Here is a 15,038-nt window from a genome sequence, read left to right on the forward strand (position 1 = left end):
GTTCGGACGATCTTTTGATTTTGGGAGGCTTAGAAATCCCGCTTGTAGAAGATATCCAGCGAACTGGCAATGCCACTGGCGGCTTCCAGGTAGACCATTTTGCTCAGCTTGTAGCGAAAGGCGATGGTGTTGGCCGGTTCGAATACGCCGACGCCATAACGCAAACTGAGTTTCTCGGAGAGGTTGCCGCTGGCCACCACGCTGGTGGTGGTGCCGCTGCCCTGGGTGTCGAGTTGGAAGTCCTGAATGCCCAAATCCTTGGCCAAACTGCCGGTCAGGTCGGAACTGCCCATCAAACCCAGTCCCAGCGCAGCTTGAGCAAGCATGTTGTTGTCTTCGCCATTACTGCTCAGCGGGCGCCCGAGCACCAGATAGGACAATGCCTGCTCCTGACTCATCACCGGCTCCGAGAAGATCTGCGTGGTCGGTTGCTCGGCGCTGCCGCTCAGGCGAATACCGGCGATCACATCGTCCGTCTGGCGCACCGCTTCGATGTCCAGATAAGGCTGATCAATGGGACCGGCGAACAACAGCCGTGCACGCCGTACCGTCAAGCGCTGGCCATAGGCGCGATAACGGCCATCGTTGAGCCAGAGCTCGCCGCGAGTGTCCATGTTGTCACCGATGTGCACATGACCTTGCAGGTTCGCCGTCAGGCCGAAACCGGCAAAACTGAGCTTGTCCTCGCCCACCACCACATCGATGTCCATTGCCATGGCCATCGGCGGTTTGCCCGCTTCGGTCTGGTGACCGACGATCACTGTGTCATCGGACACCTTGACTGTCGATGGCGGCAACTCACGCACGGTGATCTCGCCCCTGGGCACCTGCACCTTGCCGACAATCGCCAGTTTGTCGTTGTTGATCGAGATGTTCAGATCCGGCGCCACCTCCAGCGCGGCGTACGGCTCGACCGTCACCGGCAATTGTGTGCCTTTGAGGCTCAGATCCACCACCAACGCCTGCCCCCAGGCAACATGCCCGCTCAAGCTGCCCTGCCCGGCCTTGCCGCTTTTCCAGCCGCCGTTGAGCTGCACGCTCTCGCCGGCAATCTGCGCCTGAAGCTGCAACGCCTCGAAACGCGTCGGCAGTTGCGGCCCCCAGATTTCACCGTCGCTGAGCGTCAGGTTGCCATTAACCTGCGGCGCCAGCAGTCCGCCCGACAAACTGCCGCTGCCATTCAAGCGCCCGGCCAGTTTCTCGACCATTGGCAAGAACGGTCGCGCCACCGACAAGTCCAGGCCGCTCAGACGGAACGAACCGCTCAAGGGCTTGTTCTTGGGCAGCGGATTGATCTGCGCCTGAACCATCAGCTCGCCCAACTTGCCACCGACGAAGTCGAGCTGCGTGTCGATGCGTTTCGGGTTCAGGGTGCTGGTCAGTTTCAGCGTCTGGTATGGGAAATCCAGCCACTGATCCTTTTCCTTCATGCGCAACGTACCGCCGCTGGCATCGACCATGATCTGGCCCTTCGGGCCGCTGGCCGGCAGGTCGAGTTGCACGTCGGCATTGAGCTTGCCCTGCCAGGCGAAGTCTTTGGGCAACCATTGCGCGAGGCTGTCGATCGGGAACTGCTTAAGGTGGTAACGCAGTTTCGGTTCGGGCATCAATCGCTGATCTTCGCCACACAGGCTGGCTGGCCCGGACATCCAGCAATGAGCGCCGAAGGTCAGCTTGCCGTCGGCCAGACGTTCGATTTTTGCCGGATTTTGCAGCTTCCAGTCCTGGCCGCCGGCCTGTATGTCGCCACTGGCCAGGCGTCCGCGCCAATTGCCTTTATCCAGATTGCCGTCGAGACCCAGCGCCAGTTTCAGCAGCGGACCTTGCAGGTCCAGTTGCAGCTTCTGGCTCTTGATATTGCCCTGGCCGCTGGCGGTCAGCGTGCCCAATTGGCTGTCGCCCACCTGGATGCCGCTACCCTTGAGGTCGATCTTCGCCCGTTGCACGTTGTCGAGACTGGCGTCGAGGTTCAGGCTTTGCAGGCGATTGTCTTCGAACGCCAGCTGCACGCCTTGCAGGCTGAGTTTGCCTTGCGGTGCCTGGAGATTGCCGGCAACCTCGACCCGACCGTTCAGCTGACCGCGCAACTGCGGCCAGAGCTGGCCGAGACGCGGTGCCTTGATGTCGATCTGGCCCGCGAGTTTCTGTTGCAGACTGCCGCTGCCATCGATGCGGTTGTCACCCAGTCGGACATGCAGCGCGCTGAGGTTCCAGCGCTCGCCCGTGCCGTCGGCCTTGGCTTGCAGGATCGCCGGTTGGCCGCGCAGCTTGCCCTTGAGGTCGAGGTCGGCGTTGAGGCTCAGTTGTTCGTTTTTCATTTCACCCTGGCTACGCAAAGGGCCGGCTAGAGTCCCCGGCAACTCCGCCAGCCAGTACGCCGGGTTGATCGCCGACAGGTCCAGCGCGGTGTCCCAGGCAATGCCATCGGCGAATTGCAGGTTCAAATGCCCTTCCGCCTTGCCCTGCCCGGCAGCCAGTTTGAATTCTGGCAGGAAGATTTTCGTCAGGTCGCCGCTGAACGGGCTGCTCAGGCTGAACGCTCCGGCCGGGCCATCCAGCGCCGCCTTGAAGTTGCCCAGGTAGTTGCCGTCGCGGTAGGACACTTCACCCTTGAAGCTGTGCAGCGCCACCTGGGGTTCGTCGATCAGCGGATAGAGCCGATGCCACGGGAAGTCCAGCCAATCGATTTTCGCCTCGGCACTCAGGCCCTCGGACCAATCGAGCTGCCCGCTCAGCTTCAGGCTTTGCGTGTCGTTGGCGCTCAAATCGAGCCCGGTGATCTGCGCGCCCTTGGCGTCGACCTTGCCTTGCAGCAGCAACGCGACCGGGCCTTGCTCGGCCGGCAATGTTGCTTTACCGAGCAACAGGTAACCGCTTTTCAGATCACCATTGCCGGTCAGTTCCAACTGATTGAGCTGCAAAGTGTCTGGCAAGTCGGCGCTGGCCTTGAAGCCATCAGCAGTTATCCGCACCTTGGCCGGCAGGTTTTCCACCAGCGGTTGCAACTCGCCCGTCAGCTGACCTTTCAGGTAACCGCTGCTGTCAGCGTTGAGGTTCAGGGTTTTCAGCAAGTCGCCATCGACCTTCAACGCCAGCGACCAGGGGGCTTTACCTGGTGCCGGCAACGTCAGTTTACCTTCGGCGCTGAGCGGCCAGTTGCCGGTCGGTTGCAGCAGCCCGGACAGGTCCAGACTGAAGTCATCGCGTTGCAGATGCACGGATTCGATCTGCAAGCCCTTGGCAGTCCAGCGCGCAGCCAGTTGCAGGTCTTTGAGCTGCTCGCTGCCGTTGAGCAACAGGCGGCCGATCTGCACCTCATCCAACTGGATCGCCACTGGCAATTTCAACTCAGGCAGGCTGATCGGCCCGCTGCTGGCTTCTCTGCTCGGAGCGAATTGCAGAATGACTTGCTCGGCTTTCAGTTGCTCGATGCACACCGTCATGCGCAGCAGGCACAGTGGCGACCAGACAAACACCGGTTTACTCAACTCAACCCGACTGTCCGCTTGCTGCCACAGCAGATGATCGGCACTCCACTGGCCGCCCAGGCGTCCCTGAAAATTCTCCACGCTCAAACCCGGCACCTGACCCAGTGCCCAACGGCTGCCGGCTTGCGTTCCGAGCAAGGCGCCGACTGTCAGCACCAGCAACACCACCAGCGAGAGCATCGCCAGCAGCGCTATTTTCACACCACGCATCACAGCTCAGGCCCCATGGAAAAGTGCAAACGGATACCACCGGGATCGTCCAGCGCATGGGCTAGGTCAAGGCGGATCGGCCCGACCGGCGAGACCCAGCGCACGCCGATACCCACCCCGGTCTTGAGGCTCGGCAGCTCCAGCGTGTTAAACGAGTTGCCCTGATCGACGAAGGTTGCGATCCGCCATTTTTCGGCGATGGAATATTGATACTCGACGCTGCCCGCCACCATGTAACGCCCGCCCACGCGATCGCCGTCAGAGTTTACCGGGGACAAACTCTGGTAGTCGTAACCGCGCACGCTCTGATCACCACCGGCGAAGAAGCGCAATGACGGCGGAATGGTTCGATAGCCATTGGTGGCACTGCCACCGAACTGCGCGCGAGCGAGGAACCGATGGTTGTCCCACACCGTGGTGATGCCTTTGATCAATGCAGTGCCATACACCACGTTGGTGTCCGAACCCAACCCTTCCTTGGCCACCTTGCTCTCGAATTGCAAGCGATAACCGTTGTGCGGGTCGATGCGGTTGTCACTGCGCAGATAAGAGTAACTGATGCCGGGCATCAGCAAGGTACTCAGGCCCGAATCGTCGCCAAGGCGATATTCCTCACGCTGCCATTTCAACGAAATCACTCGCTGCCAGCCGCTGGGCAATTTGCTGTGCCATTCAGGGCCCAGGGTCAGCAACTTGCTCAGGCTGTCGGTGTTGGCCAGCTCTTCATATTGATAACCACCGGCAAAGCGCAGTTTGTCGGTGAGCGGCGGATCCAGTGGCACGTCGTACCACAGGCCGACGTTCTGCCGTGGCGCCGAGACTTCCGCTTCCCAGCCATAACTGTGACCTTCTGCGTTGACCCAGTGCCGGGTCCAGTTGGCCTTGGCCCGCGGCCCGACGTCAGTGGAAAAGCCCAGACCCAAGCCCATGGTGCGCGGCTTGCGCGTATCGAGTTTGACCGCCACCGGAATCACCTCGCTGGCCGCAGCGGTCGGCGCTGCATCCACCCGTACCGCGTCAAAATAGCCGCTCGATTGCAGCGCCTGATTGAGCTCGGCGATCAGTTCGGAATCATAAGGCGCGCCGCTCTTGAACGGCACCATGCGTTGCAGCAGGTCTTCGTCGAACGGCGTATCGCCGGTAAAACTGACCTTGCCCAAGGCATAACGCGGGCCGCTGTCGTAAATCAGTTCGATGTCCGCGACCCCAGCCCGAGGGTCGACCAATAGCTTCTGGCTGGTAAAGCGCCCACTGAAGAAACCGAAGCGCGAAGCCTGATTCTGGATCAGCCGTTTGGCGTCTTCGTAGCGGCCGTGATTGAGCACAGCACCGGCTGTGAGCAGGTCGCTGTGGGGTACACGGAAGGATTTGAGGGCGGCTGCCGGACCGTCGACGCGAATGGTCACGTTGCGCAAACGCACCGGTTCGCCGGGGTCGATGTTCAACACCAACCGTGGCGACTCACCGTTTTTGACTTCGCTTTCTATATGGGGCTGGTAATAACCCAAGGCCTGGGCAGCCTTGCGCGCTTGCTCTTCGGCGCCACGACGAAAGCGCAACAAGGCTTCCTCATCGCGATCGCCGAGGCCGCCGATATAGCCCTCTATATTGGCCTTCAGTTCATCGTTGGACGGTTTGATCCTGACGTCCAATTCACTTTGCGCCAGGGCCGCTACGCTGCTGAACAGCACGAGCAAGCCGCTGGTAAATCTTCCTGGAAACTTCATAGGCGCGGATGCTATCACGAGCGTGGGGACGTGATAGAGCGAACAATCTGAACAATAGTTCGACCTCAACCCGTTGCGCTGTGTAACACCTGCGGATTGGCGTGGAAAAACACGTGTTCGAGAATAGGCCCTACAGCCACCTCGCCAATTTCCTCATAACCCTGACGCTTATAGAACTCCAGATAACGCGGATTTCCCGTGTCGAGTACGACGCCCTGGGAATGCTCATCGACTGCGCACCAGTTATGCACGGCTGCGAGCAACTGCTCGCCGAAGTGCTGGCCTTGAAACTCCGGATGAATCCCCAGCAACGGCAGAACATGCACCGAGTCCGATGGCAGGCAGGCCGCCACCGCCGCGTGATACTCCAGATAACGTCGGGTGCAACGCAATCCGGTGCTCAGCACCATCCGCAAGCGCCAGGCCCAGCTCTCGGTGATGCCCAGGCGACGTTGTGGCGGTGCGATCAGCGCGATGCCGATCAACCGGTCATTGACCACCAGACCGATCGCCGGCAAATCCTGCAAGAAATGCTGTTTGACCAGTTCGCGCACCGTGGCCCGCACCCGGTGCTCATAGCCGGGACGCTCGGACTCGAACAGAAACTTGAAGACCGGCTCATGCCGATAAGCGTGGTACAGCAAGGAGCGCGCTTCGCTCGAATAGCCGCTGTCGAGCCGATGGACGTCGGCAATCGCGTTAGAGGTTTCAGGCATGGCGGTTTATCTCCCTTGGCATCGGTATCTACACATCCCCAAGTTCCGCTCAGATCACCTGTAGGAGCTGCCGCAGGCTGCGATCTTTTGGCGTCTGCAGGACGCCGAAGATCAAAAGATCGCAGCCTGCGGCAGCTCCTACGAGAGATGTGGCGGTCATCAGAGATGTGTAGATACTTATGCTCCTCTGGGCGCGGCTCAAAAGGCCCCGCTCCTGTTAGTACGAACCCGGCGTAGCGGTGATCGTTCCCACACTGAAGGACATTAGCAGTGCATCCAGACTACTGCCATGCTGGCTGACTTCGTACATGTCAGCTAGCATCGCAGTTTTGCCAGGACTGCCGACCATGAAGATCGTCTCGTTCAACATCAATGGCCTGCGCGCCCGCCCCCATCAGTTGGCGGCACTGATCGAGAAGCACCAACCGGACGTCATCGGTTTGCAGGAAACCAAGGTGCATGACGACCAGTTCCCGCTCGCCGAGGTTCAGGCGCTGGGCTATCACGTGCATTACCACGGCCAAAAAGGTCATTACGGCGTCGCCCTGTTGTCGCGTCAGGCGCCGCTGGCGCTACACAAAGGCTTTGCCAGCGATGAAGAAGATGCCCAGCGCCGCTTCATCTGGGGTACGTTCGCCGATGCCAACGGCGTGCCGGTGACCATCATGAACGGCTATTTCCCACAAGGTGAAAGCCGCGACCACCCGACCAAATTCCCGGCCAAGGAGCGCTTCTACAACGACTTGCAGACGCTGCTCGAAACCCGATTCAGCAATGACCAGCCGCTGGTGGTGATGGGCGACGTGAACATTTCCCCGGAAGACTGCGACATCGGCATCGGTCCGGACAACATGAAGCGCTGGCTGAAAACCGGCAAGTGCAGCTTCTTGCCGGAAGAGCGCGAGTGGATGGCCCGTTTGAAGAACTGGGGCCTGGTGGACAGCTTCCGTCACCTGAACCCGGACGTGACAGACCGTTTCAGCTGGTTCGACTACCGCAGCCGTGGCTTTGAAGACGAGCCCAAACGCGGCCTGCGCATCGACTTGATCATGGCGTCTCAAGGGTTGTTGCCACGGGTCAAGGCCGCCGGTGTCGACTACGAACTACGCGGCATGGAAAAGCCCTCGGACCATGCGCCGATCTGGCTTGAGCTGAGCTGATCCACAGCACTCGGACCAACCCCAACAACGTAGGAGCTGCCGAAGGCTGCGATCTTTTGATCTTTTGATCGTTGGCGGCACACGCGAAGAGATCGCAGCCTGCGGCAGCTCCTACGTGGGACACGTCATTCGGCGAGCAGGCCCGATGTCATGTAAGTGTCACCTCCCTGTCTTATTCTCCCGACACGTCCTTTGACCTTAAAAGGTGTCGGCCCGATGCTGCGTATCCTGTTACCGCTGCTGTTCTGCGGTTTACTTCCTCTCTCTGCCACCGCCGCTGCGCTGCCGACACCCGAGCGCGGCCCCGCCCTGCGCATTCAAGGCTCCAACACCATTGGCGCGGCCCTTGGCCCGGCGCTGGCCAAGGGGTTGTTGCTGGAACAAGGCCTGCTGAAGGTCCATAGCGAAGTCTCGGACACAAACAACGAACAGCGGATTGTCGGCCAGACGGCCCAAGGTCAGCGGGTGATCGCGGAAATCGCCGCCCATGGGTCCAGCACCGGGTTCATCGCACTGAAGAATGCCAGCGCCGATCTGGCCGCGTCTTCGCGTCCGATCAAGGACAGCGAACTGGTCGACCTCGAAGCCCTCGGCGACCTGAAAAGCCCGAGCGCCGAGCAGGTCATCGCCATCGACGGCCTGGCGATCATCCTGCATCCGCAAAACCCGCTGACTCAGTTGAACACCGAACAACTGGCACGGATTTTCAGTGGTGAAGTACAAGCCTGGGACGAACTCGGCGGCACCGGTGGGCCGATACACCTCTATGCCCGGGATGACCATTCGGGCACCTATGACACCTTCAAGGAACTGGTTCTGAGCCATCGCGGGAAAGCGCTGGCCAGTTCGGCAAAACGCTTCGAGTCCAGCGAACAGCTGTCCGATGCGGTCAGCCAGGACCCGCAAGGCATCGGTTTCATCGGCTTGCCTTACGTGCGTCAGGCCAAGGCCGTGGCGATTGTCGATGGTGACTCGCAACCGATGTTGCCGCTCAACAGCCTGATCGCCACCGAGGACTATCCGCTGTCGCGTCGGTTGTATTTCTATTTGCCGCCCAATGGCCAGAATCCTTGGGCCGAAGCGTTGGTGACATTCGCCCAGAGCAGCAAGGGTCAGGCGATTGTTGCCGCCAATGGTTTTATCGCGCAGTCCGTGCAAGCCATAAACGTCGAGCCGGGCCCGCAGATGCCTGACGGCTACCGGGCAATCATCGATCACGCACAACGACTCACAGTGAATTTTCGCTTCGAAGAAGGCAGCGCCAGTCTGGACAACAAGGCTCGGCAGGACCTGTCGCGCGTACTCGACTATTTAAGGCAACACGACAAACTGAACAAGCAGGTGACACTGGTCGGCTTCGGCGATGCCAAGACCGACTCGCAGCGGGCCGCCCTGCTATCGAAGCTGCGCGCCATGGCAGTACGTCGCGAGCTGGTAAAAAGCGGCGTGGTGTTTCGCGAGATTCGTGGCTTCGGAGCCGAAATGCCGGTGGCGGCTAACAGTGCCGATGAAGGACGGATCAAGAATCGCCGGGTGGAAGTTTGGGTTTACTGACAGCCGCGCTCATTCTGGCGATTCAGGCTTGCGCAATAAATAGGTGTCCATGATCCAGCCGTTGGCCAACCGCGCAGCTTTCCTGACCCGCTCAATCTCTTCGGCAACGTCTTTGAGCTTGCCGCAAATGAGGATTTCATCCGGTGTGCCAAGGTAGGCACCCCAGTAGATCTGCTGCTCCTGATCGGCAACCTGCTGGTAGGAATCTTCTGCGTCAAGCATTACCACCAGGCTGTCGGCATCGCTGACCTGGCCCGCAGCCAGTCGGCGGCCGGTGGTGATTTCAATGGAGCGCCCAATGCGATTCAACGGCACCTTGTGCTGCGCCGCCAAGGCCTGGACGCTGCTGATACCCGGAATCACCTCGACGTTGAACGTACAACGACCCGAATCGAGGATCGCCTGCAAGATGCGCAGGGTGCTGTCGTACAACGACGGATCGCCCCACACCAGAAACGCCGCACACTCGTCGTCCTTCATCTCTTCGTTGATCAAACGCTCAAAGGTCTGTTGCTTGTCACGGTTCAGGTCTACGACGCTGGCGTCGTAGTCCACATCGCTGCGCACGCGTTCGGGGCTGTGGGCCTCGACGAAGCGATAAGCAGGATCGGTGATGTAGCGCTTGCAGATTTCTCGCCGCAGGTCGATCAACTTGTCCTTGCTCTGCCCCTTATCCATCAGAAAGAACACATCGACCCGGTTCAAGGCGTTGACCGCCTGCATCGTGATGTATTCGGGATTGCCGGCACCGATGCCGATGACCAGTAGCTGCTTCATGGAGGCTTCACCTTGCTGTGCGTAATCGTGTCCAACGGCTCATCCATAGGAAAATACGCCAGTTTCCTACACGAACTGAAGCACTAGCGTACAACATCAATCGAAACCCCCGCAGGCCCCGTCAGACAAGACTTCCGCCCCACTTTGGTGCTTTCAGACACATGAAAAAATTCACTGGACATGTAGCATAAATTACATAAATACTGATTTAACGGATTATGAAATAAAAGCAACACAGCCTGCAGCAGGAGCTCGGATGCCCTCACTCAGAGACCGGATCACCGATCCCGGCCTGGACCTCACGCCGTCGGAACGCAAAGTCATACGTGCATTGCTGGACCAGTACCCGCGTAACGGGCTGGGCCCGATGTCGCGTCTCTCCGAGCATGCCGGCGTCAGCGATCCGACCATCGTGCGACTGGTGAAAAAGCTCGGCTTCGGTGGCTATGCCGATTTCCAGGACACGCTCCTCAGCGACATGGATCACCGGCTGCGCTCGCCCAGCGCGCTGTTGCAACCGCGTTCGCACCTCAAGCAAGACGATGCCTGGACCCATTATCTGGCGGGCAGTCACCGCGCCCTGCTCGAAACCCAGGCCCTGACCCAACCGGAAGATGTGCGCATTCTGGCGCAATGGCTGCTCGATGTACGGCATCAGGTGCATTGCTTCGGCGGACGCTTCAGCAGCTTCCTCGCCCAGTACCTGCTCAATCACTTGCGCCTGTTGCGTGCAGGCTGCTTCGCCCTGGAAGACAACGCACAACTGCCCGATCGCCTGTTCGATGTTCAACGCCAGGACGTGGTGCTGGTGTTCGACTATCGACGCTATCAATCCCAGGCACTGCGCGTCGCCAGCGCGGCCAAGAGCCGGCATGCGCGCGTCGTGTTGTTCACCGACATCTACGCCTCGCCGCTGCGCGAGATGGCAGATCTGGTGATCACCGCCCCCGTGGAGTCGGCGTCGGCCTTCGACACCCTGGTACCGGCGCTGGCCCAGGTCGAAGCATTGATTGCCTGCCTGACGCTGCGTTGCCCCGATCTTGCCGAGCGACTGGAAGGTATCGACGCGCTACGAAGCGATTTCACCACTCACCTGCTGGAGGAAAAATAAGGATGTTTATGCTCCCCCATCACTCACCCCGCGACCTGCCGTTTGCTACCGAGCACACTGCGCTCCTGCTGGTGGACATGCAGCGTGCCTGGCTTGAGCCGCAGTTCGACCCTCATCTGCAAGGACCTGACGCCGAGTACTTCCTCAAGCGCACCCGCCAACAGGTGATTCCCAACCAGCTCAGGCTGTTGGCCGCCGTGCGCACGGCTCGGCAGAACGTCCTGCATACCATTATCGAAAGCCTCACCGCCGATGGTCGCGACCGCTCGCTGGACCACAAACTGTCGGACATGCACCTGCCCAAAGGCTGCCCGCAAGCCGCGATCATCGAAGAACTGACACCGGTCGAGAACGAAATCGTCTTGCCCAAGACCTCCTCCGGGGTCTTCAACTCGACCCACATCGACTACGTGCTGCGCAACCTGCAAACCCGCCACCTGATCATCGCCGGTATCGTCACCGACCAGTGCGTCGACATGGCCGTGCGCGATGCCGCTGACCGCGGTTATCTGGTGACGTTGGTCGAAGACGCCTGCGCGACCTACACCGAGCAACGCCATCTGGCGTGCCTGAACGCAATCAAGGGCTATTGCTGGATCACCGACACGCAGACTGTGCTCGACCGTTTGCAGGCGTTGCAGGCATGAGTCGCACCCACAACAGTGAGCCCCTGACGCCCGTGGCAATGACCACCATCGTCACCACAGACCTGATCGGCGTGACCCGCGGCCGGTCGTTTCCCACTGATGAACTGGAGCACTACCAGGCCGCCGGTTGCGGCTGGGTCCCGGCCAACAGTGCGCTGACCCCGCAAGACATCATCGCCTCAAGCAACCCGTGGGGTGCCTACGGCGACTTGCGGCTGATCCCTGATCTCGCCAGCCGCGTGACCGTCAGCAACGGCCCCGATGCCAGTGCACCGGCCCTGGATTTTATCCATGGCGACATTTGCGAAACCGACGGTCGCCCGTGGGCTGCCTGCCCACGGACACTGTTGCGCAATGAAGTGCAGCGTTACCACGACGAACTGGGGCTGCAGATCACCTCGGCCTTCGAGCACGAATTCAACCTCACCACCGACAGCGCCCAGGCCGAGCATCTGGCATTTTCGCTGGAGGCCCAGCGTCAGGGCGCAGCGTTCGGCGGCTGGCTGCTCAGCGCCCTGCGCGCAGGTGGGGCCGAGCCGGAAATGTTCCTGCCGGAATATGGCAAACACCAATACGAAATCACCTGCCGGCCGACCCAGGGTGTTGCGGCGGCCGATCGCGCGGTCAACGTGCGCGAGATCACGCGCGAGATCGCCCGGCAAATGGGCCTGAACCTGAGCTTTGCGCCCAAGACTTCCGAGCACGCGGTGTGCAACGGCGTACACCTGCACCTGAGCCTGCACGACCTGTCCGGCCATCCCGTGCTGTATGACGCCGGGACCGCCAATGGTCTGTCGACCCTTGGCCAGCACTGGGCCGCAGGCGTGCTGCGCTACCTGCCGGCACTCTGCGCGTTGACGGCACCGACACCGATTTCCTATGAGCGCCTGCAACCGCATCACTGGAGTGCGTCGTACGCGTGCCTGGGTCAACGCAACCGTGAAGCCTCGCTGCGTATCTGTCCGACCATGAGCCTCGGCGGCAAATCCGAGGCCGCACAATACAACCTCGAATTCCGTGCCATGGACGCCACGGCCTCCCCTCATCTGGCGATGGCCGCCGTGCTGATTGCCGGCCGACTGGGCATCGAGCAACGCCTGGCGCTAAACGCGATCACCGATGAAGTCCCGGACTCACTGAATGAAGAACAACGCCAGCGCCGCGGTATCGTCGCCCTGCCCGCGTCACTCACTCAGGCCCTGAGCCACTTGCGGAGCAGCGAGGCCTTGCTTGAAGCCCTGCCGCGCGCGTTGCTCGACACCTACTTCGCCGTCAAAATCGAGGAACTTGCCTTGACCCAACACCTGTCGCCCGCCGAACTGTGTGAGCACTATGCACGCCTCTACTGAGTCTACTGAACGTGGGCTCTACACCGAGCCGGCTTACAGCCTGAGTCGGGAAGCGTCCGAGCACCCGCTGATTCTGGTGTGTGAACACGCCAGCCGCTACATCCCGCCGGCATTGAACGATCTGGGGTTGAGCCGCGAGGCGGCGCACGCACACATTGCCTGGGACATCGGCGCGCTGGCGCTGGCCGAAAGCCTGTCCAAAGCCCTCGGCGCGACCCTGCTGGCGGCCAATTACTCCCGCCTGCTGATCGACCTCAATCGCCCGTTGCAGGCCCCGGACAGCATCCCGGCCAAGAGCGAAATTTATCAGGTGCCCGGCAATCAGGACCTCGACGAGGCGACCCGCGAGTACCGGCGCCAATGCCTGTTTGAGCCGTTTCACACACGCCTTGGCGAACTGATCGATACACGCGTGGCCGAGGGCCGCAGGGTGCGGCTGGTGGGCATTCACAGCTTCACGCCGATCTACTTCGGCCAGCCCCGAGCACTGGAAACCGGTGTGCTGTATGGGCAGGCCGAGGATTATGCGAAACGGCTGATCGACGGGTTGGCCAGGCATTCACTGCGGGTCGCCGGCAATCAGCCCTATAAAATCAATCCGGCAGCAGACATGACGGTGCCGGTTCACGGCGATGCCCGTGGCATCGACTCGGTGCTGATCGAGGTGCGCAATGACCTGTTGCGCAATCGGCTGGCGGTCCAGACCTGGAGCGATTATCTGGCGCCGCTGCTGTAGAGCCACGGCCTCAAGCGAACAGTTTCAAGCTGCAGAAAAACAGGGATGTATCACAACAATAACAAACGCCATAGGGTGTTTTGACCTGCCAGGTTCAAACACCGTGCCGTAGTGGCTTACAAGGAGAACTGCTTCATGGAAATAGAAGAATTCGGCTACAAGCAAGAGTTGAAACGCAGCCTGTCGCTGACCGATCTGGTGGTTTACGGGATGATTTTCATGATCCCCATCGCCCCGTTCGGGGTGTATGGCTACGTGAACCAGGAGGCACCCGGCATGGTGCCGCTGGCCTACATCATCGGCATGGTGGCAATGCTGTTCACGGCATTGAGTTACGGCAGCATGGCGCGGGCCTTTCCGATCGCCGGCTCGGTCTACTCCTATGCTCAACGCGGGCTGAACCCGCATGTCGGCTTTATCGCCGGCTGGCTGATGCTGCTCGACTACCTGCTGATCCCGCCGCTGCTCTACGTGTATGCGGCGATGGCGTTGAATCACCTGTACCCGGACATTCCCAAGGTCGGTTTCATCCTCGCCTTCCTGGTCAGCGCGACCTTCGTCAACCTGCGGGGAATCACCTTTACCGCACGGATGAACATTATCTTTCTGCTGGCACAACTGGTGGTGCTGGGGATCTTTCTGTTCTATGCCTGGACCGCCTTGCACGGGGGTGCCGGTAACGGCCAGTTGACCCTGGCGCCGCTGTACAACCCTGAGCACTTCAACTTCGCGTTGCTGATGCAGGCGGTGTCGATTGCAGTGTTGTCGTTCCTGGGCTTCGATGCCATTTCGACCCTGGCCGAAGAGATCAAGGGCGATCCCGGCCGCAGCGTCGGCAAAGCCGCGTTGATCACGTTGGTGGTGATGGGGGTGATTTTCGTCGTGCAGACCTGGATCGCTACGGACCTGGCCGCCGGCATGGGCTTCAAGTCCGCCGATACCGCGTTCTATGAAATCGCCGAAATCGCCGCCGGCAGCTGGCTGGCGACTGTCACCGGCGTGGCCACGGCGCTGGCCTGGGGCGTGGCGGTGGCGATCACCTCGCAAGCCGCCGTGTCGCGCCTGCTGTTTGGCATGGCACGGGACGGCAAACTGCCCAAAGTGCTGGCCAAGGTGCACCCCAAACACAACACCCCGTACGTCAGCATTTATCTGGTGGCGGTGCTGTCGCTGCTGATCTGCTACCTGTTCATCAATTCGGTGGACACCCTGACTTCATTGGTGAACTTCGGGGCCCTGAGCGGCTTCATGCTGCTGCACCTGACCGTGATCAACTACTTACTGGCGTCGACAGAAGTCCGGCCAGGTGATTCGCCATCTGATCTGCCCGGTGATCGGTTTCATCATCGTCAGCGCCATCCTGTACAACATGGGCGTCGATGCGCAGAAGCTGGGCGGCATCTGGATTGCCGTGGGTCTGGTCTACCTGTTTTTCCTCAACAGAATCGGCGCCAGCACCGTGTTGCCAGATCCCTCCAATAGTTGAAAAGGCCCGTGTTTGATAAGTCGAGCGGTCGCTGACAGGGGTTAGCCGACCGCCGTTGTAGCGTGGGAACCGACAGT

At 60.5% G+C, this 15,038-nt stretch carries 10 protein-coding genes and 1 pseudogene; 7 read left to right on the plus strand and 4 right to left on the minus strand.

The window, feature by feature from the left end:
• Positions 1-29 precede the first annotated feature (29 nt).
• The 3 genes from BLL42_RS02960 to BLL42_RS02970 form a co-directional block, all read right to left on the minus strand.
• A complete protein-coding gene (locus tag BLL42_RS02960; protein WP_071550716.1) occupies positions 30-3,701 on the minus strand; it encodes a translocation/assembly module TamB domain-containing protein in 3,672 nt (1,223 codons plus the stop codon).
• Entirely contained in the window at positions 3,698-5,425 is a 1,728-nt protein-coding gene (locus BLL42_RS02965) for an autotransporter assembly complex protein TamA (protein ID WP_071550717.1), read from the minus strand. Before BLL42_RS02965 ends, BLL42_RS02960 begins: the two co-directional genes overlap by 4 nt.
• Positions 5,426-5,490: 65 nt before the next feature.
• Entirely contained in the window at positions 5,491-6,141 is a 651-nt protein-coding gene (locus BLL42_RS02970) for a GNAT family N-acetyltransferase (protein ID WP_071550718.1), read from the minus strand.
• Positions 6,142-6,488: 347 nt separating this feature from the next.
• On the opposite strand from BLL42_RS02970, the gene xthA reads away from it, so the two are divergent.
• Positions 6,489-7,301, plus strand: a complete 813-nt coding sequence (gene xthA, locus BLL42_RS02975; protein WP_071550719.1) for an exodeoxyribonuclease III — start codon at positions 6,489-6,491, stop codon at positions 7,299-7,301.
• A gap of 216 nt (positions 7,302-7,517) precedes the next feature.
• Positions 7,518-8,855, plus strand: coding sequence for a substrate-binding domain-containing protein (locus tag BLL42_RS02980; RefSeq protein WP_071550720.1), 1,338 nt, complete (start codon positions 7,518-7,520; stop codon positions 8,853-8,855).
• 9 nt (positions 8,856-8,864) lie between these two features.
• On the opposite strand, the gene cobF is transcribed toward BLL42_RS02980, so the two are convergent.
• Positions 8,865-9,632, minus strand: coding sequence for a precorrin-6A synthase (deacetylating) (cobF, locus tag BLL42_RS02985; RefSeq protein ID WP_071550721.1), 768 nt, complete (start codon positions 9,630-9,632; stop codon positions 8,865-8,867).
• Between the two features lie 256 nt (positions 9,633-9,888).
• Here cobF and BLL42_RS02990 point away from each other — a divergent pair, with 256 nt between their 5' ends.
• The 5 genes and pseudogenes from BLL42_RS02990 to BLL42_RS03010 all read left to right on the plus strand — a co-directional run bounded on the left by BLL42_RS02990 (position 9,889) and on the right by BLL42_RS03010 (position 14,961).
• Entirely contained in the window at positions 9,889-10,743 is an 855-nt protein-coding gene (locus tag BLL42_RS02990) for a MurR/RpiR family transcriptional regulator (RefSeq protein ID WP_071550722.1), read from the plus strand.
• 2 nt (positions 10,744-10,745) lie between these two features.
• Positions 10,746-11,390 carry a cysteine hydrolase family protein gene (locus tag BLL42_RS02995; protein WP_071550723.1) on the plus strand — a complete coding sequence of 215 codons (645 nt, stop codon included), beginning with the start codon at positions 10,746-10,748 and terminating at the stop codon, positions 11,388-11,390.
• Positions 11,387-12,739 carry a type I glutamate--ammonia ligase gene (locus BLL42_RS03000; protein ID WP_071550724.1) on the plus strand — a complete coding sequence of 451 codons (1,353 nt, stop codon included), beginning with the start codon at positions 11,387-11,389 and terminating at the stop codon, positions 12,737-12,739. The genes BLL42_RS02995 and BLL42_RS03000 overlap by 4 nt, the downstream gene beginning before the upstream one ends.
• The gene (locus BLL42_RS03005; protein WP_071550725.1) at positions 12,723-13,475 is read left to right on the plus strand and encodes an N-formylglutamate amidohydrolase; all 753 of its coding nucleotides are present in this window, start codon (positions 12,723-12,725) and stop codon (positions 13,473-13,475) included. The genes BLL42_RS03000 and BLL42_RS03005 overlap by 17 nt, the downstream gene beginning before the upstream one ends.
• A gap of 135 nt (positions 13,476-13,610) precedes the next feature.
• Positions 13,611-14,961 (plus strand): annotated as a pseudogene (locus BLL42_RS03010) (APC family permease).
• The last annotated feature ends 77 nt before the right edge of the window (positions 14,962-15,038 follow it).

The sequence above is a fragment of the Pseudomonas frederiksbergensis genome (assembly GCF_001874645.1).
Taxonomy (GTDB): Bacteria; Pseudomonadota; Gammaproteobacteria; order Pseudomonadales; family Pseudomonadaceae; genus Aquipseudomonas; species Aquipseudomonas frederiksbergensis_B.

What these genes read in the sequence shown, in the direction of transcription:
- BLL42_RS03000 (WP_071550724.1), top strand. Translation starts at nt 11,387, where the DNA reads ATGAGTCGCACCCACAACAGTGAGCCCCTGACGCCCGTGGCAATGACC.
- BLL42_RS02990 (WP_071550722.1), top strand. Translation starts at nt 9,889, where the DNA reads ATGCCCTCACTCAGAGACCGGATCACCGATCCCGGCCTGGACCTCACG.
- BLL42_RS02970 (WP_071550718.1), bottom strand. Translation starts at nt 6,141, where the DNA reads ATGCCTGAAACCTCTAACGCGATTGCCGACGTCCATCGGCTCGACAGC.
- cobF (WP_071550721.1), bottom strand. Translation starts at nt 9,632, where the DNA reads ATGAAGCAGCTACTGGTCATCGGCATCGGTGCCGGCAATCCCGAATAC.
- xthA (WP_071550719.1), top strand. Translation starts at nt 6,489, where the DNA reads ATGAAGATCGTCTCGTTCAACATCAATGGCCTGCGCGCCCGCCCCCAT.
- BLL42_RS02980 (WP_071550720.1), top strand. Translation starts at nt 7,518, where the DNA reads ATGCTGCGTATCCTGTTACCGCTGCTGTTCTGCGGTTTACTTCCTCTC.
- BLL42_RS02995 (WP_071550723.1), top strand. Translation starts at nt 10,746, where the DNA reads ATGTTTATGCTCCCCCATCACTCACCCCGCGACCTGCCGTTTGCTACC.
- BLL42_RS03005 (WP_071550725.1), top strand. Translation starts at nt 12,723, where the DNA reads ATGCACGCCTCTACTGAGTCTACTGAACGTGGGCTCTACACCGAGCCG.
- BLL42_RS02965 (WP_071550717.1), bottom strand. Translation starts at nt 5,425, where the DNA reads ATGAAGTTTCCAGGAAGATTTACCAGCGGCTTGCTCGTGCTGTTCAGC.